Below are 16370 nucleotides of genomic sequence, written 5' to 3'. Positions count from 1 at the left end.
AACAGTGTTGCCCGTGCCGTCATATCTGCTCCGGGTCGAGCTCGAGGACCGGCCGGGCAGCCTGGGCTCGCTGGCCGTGGCACTGGGCTCGGTGGGCGCCGACATCCTGTCCCTCGACGTCGTGGAGCGTTCAGCCGGCTACGCGGTCGACGACCTCGTCGTCGAGCTCCCCCCGGGGGCAATGCCCGACATGCTCATCACTGCCGCCGAGAAGCTCAACGGCGTCTACGTCGACAGCATCCGACCGCACACCGGGCTACTGGAAGCGCACCGGGAGTTGGAGTTGATCGACCACATTGCGGCCGCCGGCCAGAGGCACGACAAGCTTCAGGTGCTCGCCCACGAGGCGCCGAAGGTGCTGCGGGTCGGTTGGTGCCTGGTCCTGCGGCTCGGCGACTCCGGGCTCGACGTCGTCGCCAGCAGTAATGGAGCACCGGAGACGGCGGCCGAGTCCGCCCCGTGGTTGCCTCTCGAACACGCCGAGGCGCTGGACGGCTCCGCGGAGTGGACACCTCAGGTGTGGCGGGACTTCGACACGACGCTGGCCGCTGCGCCGCTGGGTGATCCCCGGACGGCAGTCATGCTCGGCCGCCCCGGCGGACCCGCGTTCCGCCCCTCCGAGGTGGCACGGCTGGGCTACCTCGCCGGCATCGTGGCGACGATCCTGCGCTGAGTCGCCGACTTAGGCGCCGGATAGCGGTCGTTGACGTCAGCGTTGGAGTCCTTCCGAGCGCAGTGCGCGCACTCGGGCGCGAGCTGGGCCGCGGCACACTCGACGCCGTCGAACGTCGCGCTGCGGCCGTCGGGCCAGGTCACCGTGAATGCGTTGTCGCAGTGGTTGCCGCACGTATTGCATGTCGCCATTCCCTTCGGATACCCGGACAGACCCGCGCCGAGTTCGCACTCAGCCTTCGTCCGGCCCGTTCTCGAGCAGCCGCCGGAATCCGTCCTCGTCGAGGATCGGCACGCCGAGTTCGATTGCCTTGTCGTACTTGGAACCCGGCGCGTCGCCGGCGACGACATAGGCGGTCTTCTTTGAGACGGAGCCTGCGGCCTTGCCACCGCGCGCGAGGATGGCCTCCTTCGCCTCGTCGCGGGAGAACCCCGCCAGCGATCCCGTCACGACGATGGACAGACCCTCCAGCGTCCGCGCGATGCTGGCGTCGCGCTCGTCGTGCATCCGCACACCCGCCGCACGCCACTTGTCGACGATGGCGCGGTGCCAGTCGACGGTGAACCAATCGACTACCGCGGCGGCGATGGTCGGACCGACTCCCTCGCTGGCGGCGAGTTGCTCCTCGGTGGCCTCCGCGATCGCTTCGAGGCTGCCGAACTCACTCGCCAGAGCACGGGCGGCGGTCGGACCGACGTGACGAATGGACAGAGCCACCAGCACACGCCACAACGCCTGCTGCTTGGCCTTGTCGAGATTCGCGAGCAGGCGCTTGCCGTTGGCCGACACCTCCCCGCCCTTGACGGTGAACAGCTCCGTGCGCAGCAGATCGTCCTCGGTCAGGTCGAACAGGTCGCCCTCGTCGGTGATGACACCGGACTGCAGTAGGGCGATCGCGGCCTCATAGCCCAGCCCCTCGATGTCGAAGGCGCCCCGACCGGCAACGTGGAACACGCGCTCTCGCAATTGGGCAGGACACGTGCGTGAGTTCGGGCACCGGATGTCGGCATCGCCTTCCTTGGCGGGGGCCAAGGTGGTGCCGCACTCGGGACAGGTCGTCGGCATCTCGAACTCGCGCTCGGTGCCGTCGCGCACGTCCACCACCGGTCCAAGGACCTCGGGGATGACGTCGCCGGCCTTGCGGATCACCACCGTGTCGCCGATGAGCACGCCCTTGCGCTTGACCTCCGAGGCGTTGTGGAGAGTCGCGAGTCCGACCGTGGACCCCGCGATCTTGACCGGTTCCATGTACGCGAACGGGGTGACGCGACCGGTGCGGCCGACGTTGACCCGAATGTCGAGCAGCCTGGTGGTTGCTTCCTCGGGCGGATACTTGTAGGCGATCGCCCAGCGTGGGGCACGCGACGTCGCGCCGAGGCGGCGTTGCAGTGCGACGTCGTCCACTTTCACCACCACACCATCGACTTCGTGCTCGACGTCGTGGCGGTGCTCACCCCAGTACCGGACGCGCTCGGCCACCGCGTCGATGCCCCTGACGCGGGTGGTGTGGTCCGAGACCGGCAGCCCCCACGCCTTCAGTGCCAGGTAGGCGTCGTGCAGGGTCGCGGGGCCGAAGCCCTCCGCGCGGCCGAGGCCGTGGCAGATCATGCGCAATCTGCGCCGCGCCGTCACCGCAGGATTCTTCTGTCGCAGCGAGCCCGCAGCGCTGTTGCGCGGGTTGGCGAACGGCGCCTTGCCCTCCTCCACGAGACCGGCGTTCAGTACCTCGAAGTCGGCCAGGCGGAAGAACACCTCGCCGCGCACCTCGAGCACGGCCGGGACGGGATACTCGTCGCCGTGCACCAGGCGTTCCGGGATGTCGTCGATGGTGCGGGCGTTGAGCGTCACGTCCTCGCCGGTGCTTCCGTCTCCGCGGGTGGCGGCGCGGGTCAGGACACCGTCGCGGTACACCAGCGCGAGTGCCACGCCGTCGATCTTCAGCTCGCACAGAAACTCGGGGTCGGCCCCGACCTCACCCGTCAACCGCGCCGCCCACGCCGACAACTCCTCGGGGTTGAACGCGTTGTCGAGACTCAACATTCGCTCGAGGTGGTCGGCCGAGCTGAATTTCGTCGCAAAGCCTGCCCCGCCGACAAGCTGCGTCGGTGAGTCTGGGGTCCGCAACTCGGGATAGCGCTCCTCCAGAGCCGTCAGCTCACCGAGCAACCGGTCGAACTCTCCGTCGGAGACGATCGGTGAGTCCTTGACGTAGTAGCGGAACTGGTGGCCCCGCACCTCGTCGGCCAGCTGCTGCCACTGGCGACGGATGTCGGCGTCAGGTGAGCTCACCTTGGCAGGTTATCGGAGCCCTCCGACAGGTCCGATGATCGCCGAGTTCGTTGCATGACATGCAACGTGTCCGGATCGGGCAGGCCCCGGGAACCGTGGTGAGATGCGCAGCATCGAACGCGTTGTCCGGCAGGTCAATTGCGTTCGCGCAAGGCCCCACCGCCGATAGACTGCGCCCCATGCCACACCCGATCATGTTCAGCGACGACGATCCCGGGTTGGCGGAGTTGCGCGCCATCGCACTGAGCTACCCCGGGGCGTACGAGAAGGTCTCGCACGGCAGGCCCGCATTCTTCGTTTCCAAGATGTTCGCGATGTACGGCGGCAGCTCGAAGGAGTCCGGAGAAATGGTGGCCGTCCAGCACTGCGTACTGGTGAAGGTCGACGCGTCCGATCTCGTCGCGCTGGAACAGGACGGCCGCTTCTTCCGTCCCGCGTATCTGGGCCCGTCGGGATGGCTTGGCTTGGACTTCACGTCCGCTGACGTCGACTGGGACGAGGTCCGCGAGCTCGTCGACGCGTCGTTTCGTCTCGTGGCGCCTGCGCGAATGGTCAAGGAGCTCGACGACCGATAGAGACTGGCGGAGGATCCGACAGCAGCAACTGAGAAATCCGCGGCAGTGGGCCCTTCGCGGGGAGGGCCCACTGTTCGTATGGGCGGGCATGGTTCGATCGGAGACACGATGAGTTTCTCGAGCCCCTTCCCCCAGGTCCCGATTCCCACCACCAGCGTCTACGACTACCTCTTCGGTGCCGTCGAGGACGCCGATGCCGACCGTGTCGCGTTGGTTGACGCGACGTCCGGCACGGAGACGTCGTACCGCGACATGATCTCCCGCATCGATGCGTTCGCCGGGGCGCTCGCTGCACGCGGGATCGGCGTCGGCGACGTCGTTGGACTGTTGGCGCCCAACAGTTCAGCGTTCGCCATCGCGTTCCACGGCATCCTTCGCGCAGGCGCCACCGCCACCACCATCAACGCGCTCTTCACCGCCAAGGACATCGCCAAGCAGCTCGCGGACTCCGGCGCCACGATGCTCGTCACGGTGACACCCCTGGTCACCCAGGCCGCCGAAGGCGCAGCATCGCGCGGGCTGTCCAGTGACCGGGTCGTGGTGCTCGACGGGCCGGGCGTCGCAGTCGACGGTCATCCCAACTTCGACGACCTGCTCGGACCCGGTCTGCCCGCTCCGGAGGTCACCTTCGACCCCGCCACGCACCTGGCGGCGCTGCCCTACAGCTCGGGCACGACGGGCAATCCCAAGGGGGTGATGCTCACGCACCGCAACCTCGCGGCCAACGTCGCGCAGATCCGACCACTGCAAGCCATGCAGCCCGACGACCGCATTCTGGCCGTGCTTCCGTTCTTCCACATCTACGGCATGACGGTGCTTCTCAATGCCGCCCTGCACGCACGCGCGCGACTGGTCATCATGCCGAGCTTCGATCTCGAGGGATTCCTCGGCAACGTCCAGAACCACGGGTGCACCTTCGCCTTCATCGCACCGCCGGTCGCCGTGGCGCTCGCCAAGCACCCGATGGTGGACTCGTACGACCTTTCGAGCCTGCGGAGCATCATGTCCGGTGCGGCGCCACTCGACGAGGAACTCGGCAACGCCGTGTCGCAGCGGCTGGACTGCCGGGTCGTCCAGGGGTACGGCATGAGTGAGTTGAGCCCCGTCAGCCACATCACGCCACCCGACGGCGGCCGGGGACTGATCGGGTCGATCGCGCCTCTGGCCTCCTGCGGATGGACCGTCCCCAACGCCGTCAGCAGGATCGTGGACCCCGCTACCGGTGCCGAAATCGATCCTCCGACATCGGGACTCAGCGAGACGGGCGAGCTCTGGTTCAAGGGCCCGAACGTGATGGCCGGGTACCTCCGCAACGAGGAGGCCACCCGCGAGGCCGTCGACGACGACGGATTCCTCCACACCGGCGACGTCGCGCGCGTCGACTCGACGGGGTGCGTCTACATCGTCGACCGGCTGAAGGAACTCATCAAGTACAAGGGTTATCAGGTACCCCCTGCCGAACTCGAAGCGGTTCTGCTCACCCACCCCGGTATCGCCGACGCCGCCGTCATCGGTGTCAACGACTCGGACTCCGGCGAAGAGGTCCCAAAGGCGTTCGTGGTCAAGCTGTCCGGTGCCGATCTGACCGAAGACGAGGTGATGGAATTCGTCGCCGGTCACGTGGCCCCGTACAAGAAGGTCCGGCAGGTGGCCTTCATCGAGGCGATTCCCAAGTCCGCCTCGGGCAAGATCCTTCGCAAGGATCTGCGCACGCCCTAGGGGCGCCTAGCGACTGACGAGTTGGCTGGCTGCCTTCACCGCGCGCGCTTGGCGGTGGCCCAGCCACACCCCGGCGATCGGTGCCAGCAGCAACCCGGCGATGCCGAACAGGACGCCCGCCGGCCAGCCCGGCTGCACCGACCCCCAGAGCGATGCCACCGGCGTCCCGGCCAGCGGCCAGGGCGCCGGTTCCACCGCCAGCAACGGCTGAGGCGGCGTCACCGACGACCCCTCCGGCGGAGCGGGAAGGGCGGTGACCGTCTGGGGAACCGCCGGTCCGCCAACTATCCGAGCGGGCAAGTCGCCGGGTCGTGTTGTCGGCAGTCCGGGTGACCGCCCATTGCCGACGGTCACCAGCGGCGCCATGACCTGGGGCGCGGACTCCCCTACGGGCCCGGGCACGGAGCCGCCACGTCCTTCGCTGGCGACGGAGCTGGTGGGGACCTGCGGCGCGACGGGGGGAGCCACCGGTTCGATGACGGCTCCGCGTGACGCCGTCGAGGTCTCCAGTGCCGCGACGTTCGAGGTACTGGGGCTCGTCGTGACGTCCGTCGACTGATCGCCGCCGTTTGTGGGTGAATGCCCGCCACCCGGTCGGCCCGCATCACGGGCGTCGTTTCGATCGCGGACGCGTCGGTCGCTCCCGTTGCCGGCACCATCGCGGGAACCACGTTGGTGGCCTTGGGGATCTTTGCGTTCACCGCGCCCGCCATCTCGGGACTGATCCGAGGAGGACCTTGACGAGCCTGGATCTGCTGAAGTGACGGCAGCGCCCGGGCCGCCAGCCACCGTGATGGCCAGTGTGACCGCGACACCGCCCGCCAGGCGGATCATCGACTTGACCAAGGTCCTCCCTGACCGGTTGGGTGCCGTGGCAACCTTACGCTGCGCTCGGGTCGTCGGTGATTCCATCGGCAACCTCCTGCGCCAGCTCGACCGCGGTCCGCGCCCACTGCTCCGTCGCTCGGGCGAGACCACAGGCAGGGGTGATGCCGATGCGGTCCCGCAGCACCGCACGGGGGAAGCCGAGGCGGTCGGTGATCGACGCGGCCGCCTTGGCCACCTCCCGCGGGGACGGGCGACGGTCCGGAGCCTGCACCGGAATCACGCCGAGCATCACCACGCGACCAGACTCCACGAACTCGCCGATACCATCGAGATCGGCGGCGGTCACGGTCGCCACGTCCACCGAAACCGCAGAAAAGCCGCTGCGCACCAAGGTTTTCCACGGCAGGTCCGGCGCACAACAATGCAAGGCGACCTCACCGCCGACGGTCGCGACACACTCGTCGAGCAGGCTTTGCGCCAACGACTCGTCCACGGGATGCACCGGTGAGAAGCTCGTCACCCCGGTCAGCCGCCCAGCCAGCGCAGCGGGCAGTGACGGTTCGTCGAGTTGCACCGCGACCGGCACCTCCAGCCGGCGTGCGATCTCGGCCCGGTGCAGGGCGATGCCCGCGGCGAGGCTGCCCGCCAGGTCGCGTACCGCCCCGGCGTCGGAAATCGCGCGATGACCGTTCGCCAGTTCGAGGTGCGCCGCCAGCGTGATCGGCCCTGGTGCCTGCACCTTGACGGTGCGCGAACCGCCGCGCAAACCCGCCCGCTCCCAGGCCTCCTCGAGGGCGTCGACGTCCTCGTCGAGCAGGCTCGCCGCCCGGCGCACCACGGAGCTCCGACCAGGACTCACACGGTAGCCACGGGGCACCGTGTCGATGCCGATGTCGACGAGCAGTGCTCCGGCGCGGCCGATCAGGTCGGCGCCCACACCCCGGGCCGGCAGCTCCACCAGGTGCGTCAGCGTGTGAAGCTCACCGACCACCACCTCAGCGGCCTGACGTGCCGTCGTGCCGGGCCAGGATCCGACGCCGGTTGCCGCGGCGAAAACGCTCACGCGGCCAACAGTATTCGATGGGCCGGTGAGAAGAGTTACCGTCGACCATGCCCGCATCGCCCACCAGGCTGCTGCTGGCGGTCTGTGCAGCCGCGCTGACCGTGGCGTGTAGCTCCACCGTCACCGGTATCGCCGTACGGCCGGCACCAGGGATCGACGACCAATCCCGGTCTCCCATCGACGTGGACGGCGTTCTGCTCGACCAATCCCGGATGCGTGCGATCACCGGCGCGGGCGACGATCTGACGGTCATACCGAGCATGGACGTCAAGTATCCCGTCGACATCGATGCGTTCGCCGAACGCGTATCCCCTGCGTGCGCCTGGATCTTCGCCGAGACCCAGACGTTCGGACCCGAGCTCGAGGAGTTCCACAAGACGACCTACCAGAATCCGCCCAAGGGCTCGCTCATCTCCCAGGGCGCGGCCGCCTACCGCGACATCGCCACGGCGCGCCGCACGTTCGACGGTCTGGTCAACCTGGTCGACGCCTGCGCCGCGTCGACGTCCGGATACGTCGGCGAATGGACGAAGACCGACGACGCCGTCCGCACCCGCACCAGCAGTGAGTGCGGTCGCGACTATCGACTGAAGTCGGTGGTGCTCGTCGAAGTCACGTTCTGCGCTTATCCAGCGTCAGTGCCCGGCATCGTGATGACGAACATCGTCGAGCGGATCCCCGGTTAGCGCTGGTGGTCTGCGACCGCGATCGTGGCGCTCGCCATGACCTCGTCGCCCTCGGGGTCCGGCCGGTACAGCACCATGGTCTGGCCGGCCGCGACGCCGCGCAACGGGCTGCGAAGCTTGGCGACGAGGGTATCGTCGCGCAGCTCCGCCACGGCCTGGGCAATGCCGCCGTGTGCGCGAACTTGCACCTCACACTCCACGGGTCCGTCCAGCGGCGTGCCCGCCGTGAACACCGGCCGCTCACCCACCAGCTTCCACACGTCGAGATCGCCGGCATCTCCAACGCGCACCGTGCCGCTCTGGGCGTCGATCGACGTCACATACCTGGGGCGGCCGTCGGGCCCGGGTCCTGCGATGCCGAGCCCCTTGCGCTGCCCGATCGTGAAACCGTGCACGCCGTCGTGTTCGGCCAGCACCGTGCCAGCGGCATCGACGACGGCACCGCGACGGACACCGATCCGCGCGCCGAGGAACGCCCGGGTGTCTCCGGAAGGGATGAAGCAGATGTCGTGGCTGTCCGGCTTGTCGGCGACGGCCAGACCGCGTCGCGCGGCCTCTTCACGGATCTGCGGCTTGGGGGTGTCGCCGATCGGAAAGACCGCCGTCGCGAGTTGCCGGGCGTTCAGCACGCCGAGAACGTAGGACTGGTCCTTGTCGCGGTCGACGGCGCGGCGCAGCCGACCGCCGGACAGTCGGGCGTAGTGGCCGGTCGCGAGTGCATCGAAGCCAAGCGCCAGCGCGCGGGCCGACAGCGCCGAGAACTTGACCTTCTCGTTGCATCGCACGCATGGATTGGGCGTCTCGCCACGCGCGTAGGACGCGACGAAGTCGTCGATGACGTCCTCCTTGAAGCGGTCGGCGAAATCCCAGACGTAGTAGGGGATGTCGAGGATGTCTGCGACGCGCCGGGCGTCACCGGCATCCTCCTTCGAGCAGCAACCGCGGGAACCGGTGCGCAACGTTCCCGGCGCCGACGACAGCGCAAGGTGCACGCCCACCACGTCGTGGCCCTCGTCGACCATGCGCACGGCGGCCACCGAGGAATCGACACCGCCGCTCATCGCGACCAGTACACGCATGCCTACTTCTGCCCCGCACTCGCAAACGCGGCCTGCCGAGCCCGGTCCACCGCGGCGGGCAGCACTGCCAGCGCCGCGTCGACGTCGGCGTCGGTGCTGGTGTGCCCCAGTGAAAGTCGAAGGGAGCCGCGCGCGCTCGCCGGGTCGGCGCCCATCGCGATCAGGACGTGTGACGGTTGCGCCACTCCGGCAGTGCAAGCCGACCCGGTCGAGCACTCGATTCCCTTGGCGTCCAACAACATCAACAATGCGTCCCCCTCGCAACCGCGAAAGGTGAAGTGCGCGTTGCCCGGCAGCCGCGCATCGCCGTCGGCACCGTTGAGGTCGACGTCGTCCAGCGAGGACAGCACACCGTCGATGAGCTTGTCCCGCAGCGCCGAGATCCGTGCGCGGTTGGCATCGAGGCCCTCGACGGCCACCTGGGCTGCCGCAGCCATCGCGACCGTGCCGGCGACATCCGGTGTGCCGGAACGTACGTCGCGCTCCTGCCCGCCGCCGTGCAGCAGGGGCACGCAGGCCGTATCGCGACGCAGTAGGAGGGCGCCCACGCCGGTGGGGCCGCCGAACTTGTGGGCCGCCACGCTCATCGCGGAGAGGCCGCTGGCCGCGAAGTCGACGGGCAGTTGACCGACCGCCTGGATGGCGTCGCTGTGCATCGGCACGTCGAACTCGGAGGCGATCGACGCCAGTTCGGCGATCGGCATGATGGTGCCGACTTCGTTGTTGGCCCACATGATCGACACCAGCGCTACGTCGTCGTGATCCTCCAGCGCCTGACGCAGCGCGGTGGTGGCGACCGACCCGTCGGCGCCGACCGGCAACCAGGTCACCTCGGCGCCTTCGTGCTCGACGAGCCACTCCACGGCATCGAGAATGGCGTGGTGCTCGACCGGGGTGGTGATGATCCTGAGACGCTTGGGCTCCGCATCGCGGCGGGCCCAGTAGATGCCCTTGACCCCGAGATTGTCACTCTCGGTGCCACCCGCGGTGAAGACGATCTCCGAGGGGCGCGCACCGAGGAGTTTCGCCAACGTCTCGCGCGCCTCCTCCATGCGACGGCGGGCCACCCGGCCGGTCGTGTGCAGCGACGAAGCGTTGCCCACCGTCGCCAACGCTGCCGTCATCGCCTCGATGGCAGCGGGGTGCATCGGGGTGGTGGCAGCGTGATCGAGATAGACGGCGCTCATGGCCCGTCAAGGATACCGGCAGGCCGGTGCGTCTCAGGCGACCAGCGCGTGCCCGTGGGCGGTGCGGGCCCCAAGCACCGTCTCACCGCGTACGGCGGACTCGCACCTGGATGCCAGGTCGCGTCGATCCTCGCCGGGCAACTGGAGTGACTGTACCTGCACGTGGCACACGGTGAGACGGGCGGTGATGACCCTGCGGACCGACTCCAGCAGCGAGTCGTCGCCGATGAAGGCGGGGATCGTCGAGGGCCGGCCGTCGCGGTGGTGATAGGTCAGGCGCAGCGGTTGCACCGGCCGACCTGCATCGATGGCGCCCTGGAACATCGCGGGCCGGAAGCGGCCGTAGCCGACGCCACACCAGGTCGTCCCCTCTGGGAACGCGACGACGGTCTGACCGTTGGCGAGCCGATGGGCGACGGTCCGCACGACGTCGGGCAGCCGGCGGAGGCTGGCCCGCTCGATGGGGATCACCTTGAGCAGTCGGGCGACGAACCCCAGCGCGGGCCATTCGATCAGGTCCGCGCGTGCGACGAACGAGCCGGGCAGCACCGAGCCGATGATGAAGATGTCGACCCACGACACGTGACCGCTGACCACCAGCACGCCGCGAAGGTTTCGAATCGGGCCTCCGGAGACGGTGATGCGCACGCCGAGGCAGCGCAGCATCAGGCGGCAGTAGATCCGCTGCAGCCTCGACCGTCCCGGCAGCGGCACGGCCAGTAACGGCATTGCGGGAAGCATCAAGAGCGCACAGGCGATGCGAGCGGCGGTGCGCACCGCGATCACCGCGGGCCTCGAGATGTGGACGGGGTCCGTGCGGACGCACGACGAGTCACACGACGCCCGTGGCAGCCATGGGCTCTCGGTCAGCGAGTGACTGCTCATCGGGCCACCCCGTCGGACATGTCGGTCGCCTGGGACACCGATCGCAGCCGCTGCAGATAGCGGACGTCGGCCTTGCGCTTGTCGAGCAGCGCAGGAAAGTCGCCAACGCCGAATTCGGGGTCATGGGCGGGTTCTCCGCAGACCTCGGCGCCCAGCCGTAGATATCCCCGCATCAGAGGCGGCACGGTCACCCGGGCGGGTGGCGGGATCTCGTCGAGTCCCCTTCCGTTCAGGACGACCGGCCGGTGTGGATACACGGTGTACTCCGACGCGTGACGCCTGCGCACGAAGTCGCGTACGGCACGGATCTGAGACCCGGGTGTCTCATCCGATGCGCCTTGAACCGGTACCGACACGCAACCGGTCACGTAGTCGTACCCGCAGCGGTCCAGATAGGCCAGGATGCCTGCCCACATCAGCAGCACCACACCGCCGTTGCGATGGTCCTCTCGCACGACCGCGCGGCCCATTTCGACCAGGGACGGTCGCAGCGAGTCGAGCTCCGTGACGTCGAATTCGGTGGCGCTGTACAAGCCGCCTGCGGCGATGGCGCCTGGGGGCGGCAGCATGCGGTAGCAGCCGACGAGTTCGCCGGACTGGTCCTCCCTGACGAGGAGGTGGTCGCAGAACTCGTCGAACCGGTCGGCGTCTCGCCCGTCGACGGTGCCGGTGAGGTCGAATCCCGGCTCGGAGGTGAACACCTCGTAGCGCAGGCGCTGCGCGTCGACGATGAGCGCGGCGTCGGTGGAGAGCAGCAGTGTGTAGCGCGGCGTGTCCGCCGTCGCGGTCGGTTGATCAGCGGCGATGAGTACAGAAGCAGTGCTCATAGCCAGCACGGTGCTTCAGCAGGACAGCGCGACGGCAATCAGAGCGTGACGTGTCCGTGCACGCCAGGTGACGAATTGCCCTCGGGGTCCGGTTGCTAGACGGCTCGGTCGAGCAAGAGTGCCCGAGACGACGACTCGGAGCGGACGACGCGCAGCGCCCGCGTCGGCACCTCTTCGCGGGAAACGGTGCGGGTCACACGTGACGCGCGCGACCGCAACTCCACCTGCCCACCCGAACGGACGACCCCTACCGGCCCCGAGCCGACGAAGCGCGAGACCACCGTGTTCGGGAGCACCGAGCCCGCCTTGGCCTGTCGGTAGCCGACGCGAATCCCCGCGGCGCAGGTGGTCAGCAGGCCGATGATGCCTGGCAGCGCAATGGCGGCCAGTGCGGCGAGTGACACCGTGGCCACGAACGCGCCGATGACGTGCTCCACCGTCGAGAGCACGTCGTTAGTGCCGGCGCCCTTCGAGACCACGAGCGCCGACCCGGTGCCGGATTCACCGCGAAGGACGCCCGTCGTGGTGACGTCGAGGGGTGTCACGGGCGCGGGGAACGTGTCGACAACCGGGCCGCTCTCGACGCTGGGTAGGGAAATGAGCTGAGGCAGTGCCGACCACCCCGGTGTCGTCGTCACCGGCGTACTCGTGGCGGCGGCCAGCTGAGGCATGCCCGTCGAAGCGCCGATGGTCGGCATCGGGGCCGTGGCGCTGACGCCGAGTAGCGCGGAGAGATCAGATGGCAGCTGCGAGAGCGAGACGCCCGCATCGGCAACCGAGGCGAGCACGTTCTGAAGGGAGGTGAGCACGTCGGTCAACGGTGCCGTCGACGTAGGAAGCGACGCTACGACGGCGGGGAACGCGACGACCGTGTTGGCGACAGCCGTGAACGAGTTAGACACCGGAGCAAACGCATTGGATACGGCCATGATCGGGTTGGGAGCGACGTAAGCCGGGACCGATGGCACGGTTGTCGAGGGCGGCGTGACGTTCGACCCAGACACCGGCGGGACCGACTCGGACACCGGGCTACTGAATCCCGTGCTGCCGTACACGGTGGGCGTGCCCCCGAAGGTCGTCTTCGGCGGCGCGGGGATGGCGGGTGGCAGCGCGCCGGGTTTCGGGAGATCGTTCAGCGTGCCTGTGACGCCCTGCACGGTGCTCTGCCAGGAGTCCTGCACTGCCTTGCGCAGAGAATAGGCAATCGTCGCGATCGGTCCTCGAGTCGGACGGGCCGTTCCACTGGGGGCCGTTCCACTCGGGGTCTCCGCGGTTTGACTGCTGCCGGTCGACGATTCGGCATCGGTGTCCGCGACGGCGATGGCGCCTCCGCTACTACCGATGACGAGGCCAGCAGAAAGCACGCAGGCGCCTGTCGCAATGCGCAGATGCGTCGAAATGGCGAACTCCTCCCACCAGCCACCGCCCCGTCGGTATGTAGTTCGGTGCAATTGTTCCACAGGATTGGAGTCAGCTATTGCGTTTCTGCCGTGAATCTGTCGCCGTGACTACAGGCAGCAAACAATTCGATCGGCCAGGCCCACGGGAATGGCCACGGTGGCCTGCTCATCGGGGCCGTTCGCGCATGTGCCCGCTCATCGCTGGACTTACACAAACCGAAGAAAGCGCAGCTAGATGCGACGCAATTTGTCACTTCGCAGTCGCTGTCGCCCATTCTCCCAGCGCAAAACAACGTCCCGACGGGTGCGTTCGGTCGCATCCCCGTCGTGTTGCGCAGGTCGTGCCGTTTCCCGGTCGGCGAAATTCAGTTAGTTGGATAAGTTCACGACCAGCAAGCCCGCCGAAGGCGATTTGGCTGCAGTGACCCGTCAGGGGGCCACGGACTCGTAGCCGCAGATCGCGTCGACTTTGTCGGCCGATGCGCTGTTCGGATCGAACTCGTAGCCCAGCCACTCCCGGGCCAGCCGCCGGGCCAACTCCAGCCCGATCACCCGTTGCCCGAAGCACAACACCTGCGCGTTGTTGGACAACACCGACCGCTCGACCGAGAAGCCGTCGTGCGCAGTCACGGCGCGAACTCCCGGCACCTTGTTGGCGCTGATCGCCACGCCGAGCCCGGTGCCGCATATCAAGAGCGCGCGGTCAACCTTGCCCTCGGCCACGAGACGCGCGGCCGCGACCGCGACGTGCGGGTAGGCGGTGGGCTCGTCGGTGCCGACGCCGACGTCTGTGACGTCGGCCACGCGGTCGTCGGCCAGCAGGTCACCCTTGAGAGCTTCCTTGTATTCGTATCCGGCGTCGTCACAGCCGACGACGATTCTCAGGCCTGACATCGATCATCTCCCTTGGCGGTAAGTGCGAAGCAGTCGGCGACGGTGTGGGCGATCATCGCCAGTGACGTTGCGCCCGCATCTGGTGTACCGACGCTTCGCTCGGCGAGCGGGCGGGCCCTGCCGACCTTCGGTCGCATGTCGGCCGTGGCGCGGGCAGCCGCGGTCGCCACGTCGGCGGCTGCCCGCCAAACGTCCTGCCAGGACTCGCCGTCGGCGACCCTGCGCTTCAACTCGTCGACGAACGGCAGCATCGCGTCGAGCATCGTCTTGTCACCGGGTGACGCGCCGCCGAGTTGGATGAGCGCGTCGTACCCATCGCGCATTCCTGCGGCGACGGTGTCCGAGTCCGGTCGACCAATGTCACCGAGTCGCACGCCAACCGCGTTGAGCAGGGCGCCCCAGAGCACGCCGGAGGTGCCACCCGCCTTGGCCGCCCATTCCTTGCCTGCCGCGGCGAGGACCGAACCTTGGCCCGCACCCTCGTCGGCAGCCTTGGCGGCGGCGTTGCGGGCCGCCGAGGACCCCTTGACCATGCCGCGACCATGGTCGCCGTCGCCGGCGACGGCATCGATGCGACCCAGTTCGTCTTCGGCCTGGGCCAGCATGCCCGCGATGGCGTCGAGGGCCGTGGCGACGAATCGACCTCCGGACCGTCCGCCGTCGTCGGCGAGCTCGGCCAGGTCGCGCGTGGGAGCAGCCGCGTCCGCGACGGCGTCGACTCGGCGCTTACCCGAATTCGATTGCGCCGCAGCGCCCTTGCGGTAAGCAGGGGTGTCGGCTGGCGCGGTCCAGTACTTCTCGAGTTGATCGTCGAGCCACATCAGGGTGAGCGAGCAGCCTGCCATGTCCAGGCTGGTGACCAGTTCGCCGACCTCGGGTTCGACGATCTCGTAGCCACGCTCGCGGAGCAGACGCGATGCGGTGCCCCAGACCACGAACAGCTCTTCGTACTTCGTGCGGCCAAGTCCGTTGAGGATCACCGCGATTCGTTGCGAACCTCCCGCAGGCTCGTCGGCGAGCACACCGTCGACGAGTGTAACCGCGAGATCGGCGGCCGAGGGCATCGGCTCGTCGCGCACTCCCGGCTCGCCGTGGATGCCGAGACCGACGCCCATGTGCTTCTCGGGCACCGTGAACAACGGCTGGTCGGCGCCGGGCAGCGTACAGCCGTCGAAGGCGACGCCGAGGGTCCTGGTGGCGGCGTTGGAGGCTTCCGCGACGCGGAGGACGCCGTTGACGTCCAGCCCGTCCTCGGCGGCGGCCGACGCGCACTTGAACACCGTGAAATCGCCTGCGATGCCCCGCCTCTTGGCCTCCTCCCCCGTCGGTGCGCTGGCGACGTCGTCGGTCACCGCGAAGTAGTGCGCGTCGATGCCCTGGCTGCGCAGCTGTGTGACGGCCAAGCCGAAGTTCATCACGTCGCCCGCGTAGTTGCCCGTGGTGAGCAGTACGCCCGCGTCACCGTGCGCCGCGCGCGCCACCGACGCGGCCTCCTCGGCGGACGGCGAGGTGAAGATGTTGCCGACCACCGCACCGTCGGCGAAACCCGAGCCGACGGTGCCGCAGAACGCCGGATAGTGCCCCGACCCGCCGCCGATCACGACGGCGACCTTGCCCGGCCGGGTCTCCTGTGCGCGGACCACACCGCCGGGCACGCCTGCGACGTATTTCGCGTTGGCGTCGAGGAATCCGACGAGCATGTCCTCGGTGAACCGCGCAGGATCGTTGAACAGCTTGGTCATCGCAATCGCTCTCCGGTGTCGGTGTCGAAAAGGTACGCCCGCTCGGGTGGAGCGCTGATGACGACTTTCTGCTCGGGCTGGTAGTCCTCCTGCGCGGGCGTCTGGACGACGATGCCTCCTCCACACCCGCCACGGCGCTGGTGGCCAGGCCGAACTCGAGCAGGTGCTCGAAATATGCCACGGTGGTCTGCAGGCCGGGCCCGTCCCCCGTCGCCATCGTGCAGTCCTGAGGCCGGATGCCCACGGCCACCTTGGTGCCGTCGGCCACTCCGGTCGTGGCGGTCTCCAAGGCTCCTGCGCCCGAACCGATCTCGACACTCACTCGGCCGTCCACCGAGTTCACCACCCCACGCAGCACGTTGATCTGGGGTTCGCCGACGAACTGGGCGACGGCCTGCATCTTCCCCGGAATCTGGTCGGTCATTGCAAAGCTCCTTCACCTGTGGCTCCGGTCACAGTATCGAGAGGCTGCACATTTGTCCAGAACGAATGTTCAGAAACATTATCTCCAGAACAGATGTCC

General features: G+C 68.3%; 17 protein-coding genes and 1 pseudogene. 6 read left to right on the top strand and 12 right to left on the bottom strand.

Annotated elements, in window-relative coordinates:
• Positions 1 to 13: 13 nt before the first annotated feature.
• Positions 14 to 673 (top strand): ACT domain-containing protein, encoded by a 660-nt coding sequence (locus tag VET27_RS23495; RefSeq protein WP_526522014.1) that lies wholly within the window; start codon positions 14 to 16, stop codon positions 671 to 673.
• On the opposite strand, the gene VET27_RS23490 is transcribed toward VET27_RS23495, so the two are convergent.
• Together VET27_RS23490 and ligA are read right to left on the bottom strand one after the other, a co-directional pair.
• Positions 637 to 864 carry a hypothetical protein gene (locus tag VET27_RS23490; RefSeq protein ID WP_526522012.1) on the bottom strand — a complete coding sequence of 76 codons (228 nt, stop codon included), beginning with the start codon at positions 862 to 864 and terminating at the stop codon, positions 637 to 639. The two genes, VET27_RS23495 and VET27_RS23490, sit on opposite strands and share 37 nt — an antisense overlap.
• A 40-nt stretch (positions 865 to 904) precedes the next feature.
• The gene (gene ligA / locus VET27_RS23485) at positions 905 to 2962 is read right to left on the bottom strand and encodes an NAD-dependent DNA ligase LigA (protein ID WP_526522010.1); all 2058 of its coding nucleotides are present in this window, start codon (positions 2960 to 2962) and stop codon (positions 905 to 907) included.
• A gap of 179 nt (positions 2963 to 3141) precedes the next feature.
• Here ligA and VET27_RS23480 point away from each other — a divergent pair, with 179 nt between their 5' ends.
• Entirely contained in the window at positions 3142 to 3537 is a 396-nt protein-coding gene (locus tag VET27_RS23480) for an MmcQ/YjbR family DNA-binding protein (RefSeq protein WP_526522008.1), read from the top strand.
• Positions 3538 to 3645: 108 nt separating this feature from the next.
• A complete protein-coding gene (locus VET27_RS23475) occupies positions 3646 to 5256 on the top strand; it encodes a 4-coumarate--CoA ligase family protein (RefSeq protein WP_526522006.1) in 1611 nt (536 codons plus the stop codon).
• Between the two features lie 6 nt (positions 5257 to 5262).
• Here the strand turns inward: VET27_RS23475 and VET27_RS23470 are convergent, their stop codons facing one another.
• Positions 5263 to 5478, bottom strand: a complete 216-nt coding sequence (locus tag VET27_RS23470; protein ID WP_526522004.1) for a hypothetical protein — start codon at positions 5476 to 5478, stop codon at positions 5263 to 5265.
• A 142-nt stretch (positions 5479 to 5620) separates the two neighbouring features.
• On the opposite strand from VET27_RS23470, the gene VET27_RS23465 reads away from it, so the two are divergent.
• Together VET27_RS23465 and VET27_RS23460 are read left to right on the top strand one after the other, a co-directional pair.
• Positions 5621 to 5815, top strand: coding sequence for a hypothetical protein (locus VET27_RS23465; protein WP_526522002.1), 195 nt, complete (start codon positions 5621 to 5623; stop codon positions 5813 to 5815).
• A gap of 20 nt (positions 5816 to 5835) precedes the next feature.
• Positions 5836 to 5997: a hypothetical protein gene (locus VET27_RS23460; RefSeq protein ID WP_526522000.1), complete on the top strand. Its 162-nt coding sequence runs from the start codon at positions 5836 to 5838 to the stop codon at positions 5995 to 5997.
• Between the two features lie 139 nt (positions 5998 to 6136).
• Here VET27_RS23460 and VET27_RS23455 read toward each other — a convergent pair whose 3' ends face one another.
• A complete protein-coding gene (locus VET27_RS23455) occupies positions 6137 to 7147 on the bottom strand; it encodes a uroporphyrinogen decarboxylase/cobalamine-independent methonine synthase family protein (RefSeq protein WP_526521998.1) in 1011 nt (336 codons plus the stop codon).
• 47 nt (positions 7148 to 7194) lie between these two features.
• Here VET27_RS23455 and VET27_RS23450 point away from each other — a divergent pair, with 47 nt between their 5' ends.
• A complete protein-coding gene (locus tag VET27_RS23450; RefSeq protein WP_526521996.1) occupies positions 7195 to 7833 on the top strand; it encodes a sensor domain-containing protein in 639 nt (212 codons plus the stop codon).
• On the opposite strand, the gene mnmA is transcribed toward VET27_RS23450, so the two are convergent.
• The 8 genes and pseudogenes from mnmA to VET27_RS23410 form a co-directional block, all read right to left on the bottom strand.
• Positions 7830 to 8912 carry a tRNA 2-thiouridine(34) synthase MnmA gene (gene mnmA, locus VET27_RS23445; RefSeq protein ID WP_526521994.1) on the bottom strand — a complete coding sequence of 361 codons (1083 nt, stop codon included), beginning with the start codon at positions 8910 to 8912 and terminating at the stop codon, positions 7830 to 7832. The two genes, VET27_RS23450 and mnmA, sit on opposite strands and share 4 nt — an antisense overlap.
• A 2-nt stretch (positions 8913 to 8914) precedes the next feature.
• Positions 8915 to 10099: a cysteine desulfurase family protein gene (locus VET27_RS23440; RefSeq protein WP_526521992.1), complete on the bottom strand. Its 1185-nt coding sequence runs from the start codon at positions 10097 to 10099 to the stop codon at positions 8915 to 8917.
• A 33-nt stretch (positions 10100 to 10132) separates the two neighbouring features.
• A complete protein-coding gene (locus VET27_RS23435; RefSeq protein ID WP_526521991.1) occupies positions 10133 to 10984 on the bottom strand; it encodes a lysophospholipid acyltransferase family protein in 852 nt (283 codons plus the stop codon).
• The gene (locus tag VET27_RS23430; protein WP_526521990.1) at positions 10981 to 11811 is read right to left on the bottom strand and encodes a GNAT family N-acyltransferase; all 831 of its coding nucleotides are present in this window, start codon (positions 11809 to 11811) and stop codon (positions 10981 to 10983) included. The genes VET27_RS23435 and VET27_RS23430 overlap by 4 nt, the downstream gene beginning before the upstream one ends.
• A 95-nt stretch (positions 11812 to 11906) precedes the next feature.
• Complete coding sequence (locus tag VET27_RS23425) at positions 11907 to 13175, bottom strand: hypothetical protein (RefSeq protein WP_526521989.1); 1269 nt, start codon at positions 13173 to 13175, stop codon at positions 11907 to 11909.
• A gap of 465 nt (positions 13176 to 13640) precedes the next feature.
• Positions 13641 to 14105 (bottom strand): ribose-5-phosphate isomerase, encoded by a 465-nt coding sequence (locus tag VET27_RS23420; RefSeq protein WP_526521988.1) that lies wholly within the window; start codon positions 14103 to 14105, stop codon positions 13641 to 13643.
• Positions 14093 to 15847 carry a D-erythrulose 4-kinase gene (gene derK / locus VET27_RS23415; protein ID WP_526521987.1) on the bottom strand — a complete coding sequence of 585 codons (1755 nt, stop codon included), beginning with the start codon at positions 15845 to 15847 and terminating at the stop codon, positions 14093 to 14095. Before derK ends, VET27_RS23420 begins: the two co-directional genes overlap by 13 nt.
• Positions 15844 to 16238, bottom strand: a pseudogene (locus VET27_RS23410) (ABC transporter ATP-binding protein); the annotation flags it as partial. The gene derK and the pseudogene VET27_RS23410, both read right to left, overlap by 4 nt.
• Between the last annotated feature and the right edge of the window lie 132 nt (positions 16239 to 16370).

The organism is Mycobacterium sp., assembly GCF_035633495.1.
Lineage (GTDB): Bacteria > Actinomycetota > Actinomycetes > Mycobacteriales > Mycobacteriaceae > Mycobacterium.
This window is presented reverse-complemented; position numbering and strand designations above follow the sequence as displayed.

Excerpts from the sequence above, each read along its gene's own strand:
- VET27_RS23490 (WP_526522012.1), bottom strand. The coding sequence starts at position 864 with ATGGCGACATGCAATACGTGCGGCAACCACTGCGACAACGCATTCACG.
- VET27_RS23480 (WP_526522008.1), top strand. The coding sequence starts at position 3,142 with ATGCCACACCCGATCATGTTCAGCGACGACGATCCCGGGTTGGCGGAG.
- VET27_RS23475 (WP_526522006.1), top strand. The coding sequence starts at position 3,646 with ATGAGTTTCTCGAGCCCCTTCCCCCAGGTCCCGATTCCCACCACCAGC.
- VET27_RS23465 (WP_526522002.1), top strand. The coding sequence starts at position 5,621 with ATGACCTGGGGCGCGGACTCCCCTACGGGCCCGGGCACGGAGCCGCCA.
- VET27_RS23460 (WP_526522000.1), top strand. The coding sequence starts at position 5,836 with ATGCCCGCCACCCGGTCGGCCCGCATCACGGGCGTCGTTTCGATCGCG.
- VET27_RS23450 (WP_526521996.1), top strand. The coding sequence starts at position 7,195 with ATGCCCGCATCGCCCACCAGGCTGCTGCTGGCGGTCTGTGCAGCCGCG.
- mnmA (WP_526521994.1), bottom strand. The coding sequence starts at position 8,912 with ATGCGTGTACTGGTCGCGATGAGCGGCGGTGTCGATTCCTCGGTGGCC.
- VET27_RS23440 (WP_526521992.1), bottom strand. The coding sequence starts at position 10,099 with ATGAGCGCCGTCTATCTCGATCACGCTGCCACCACCCCGATGCACCCC.
- VET27_RS23435 (WP_526521991.1), bottom strand. The coding sequence starts at position 10,984 with ATGAGCAGTCACTCGCTGACCGAGAGCCCATGGCTGCCACGGGCGTCG.
- VET27_RS23430 (WP_526521990.1), bottom strand. The coding sequence starts at position 11,811 with ATGAGCACTGCTTCTGTACTCATCGCCGCTGATCAACCGACCGCGACG.
- VET27_RS23420 (WP_526521988.1), bottom strand. The coding sequence starts at position 14,105 with ATGTCAGGCCTGAGAATCGTCGTCGGCTGTGACGACGCCGGATACGAA.
- derK (WP_526521987.1), bottom strand. The coding sequence starts at position 15,847 with ATGACCAAGCTGTTCAACGATCCTGCGCGGTTCACCGAGGACATGCTC.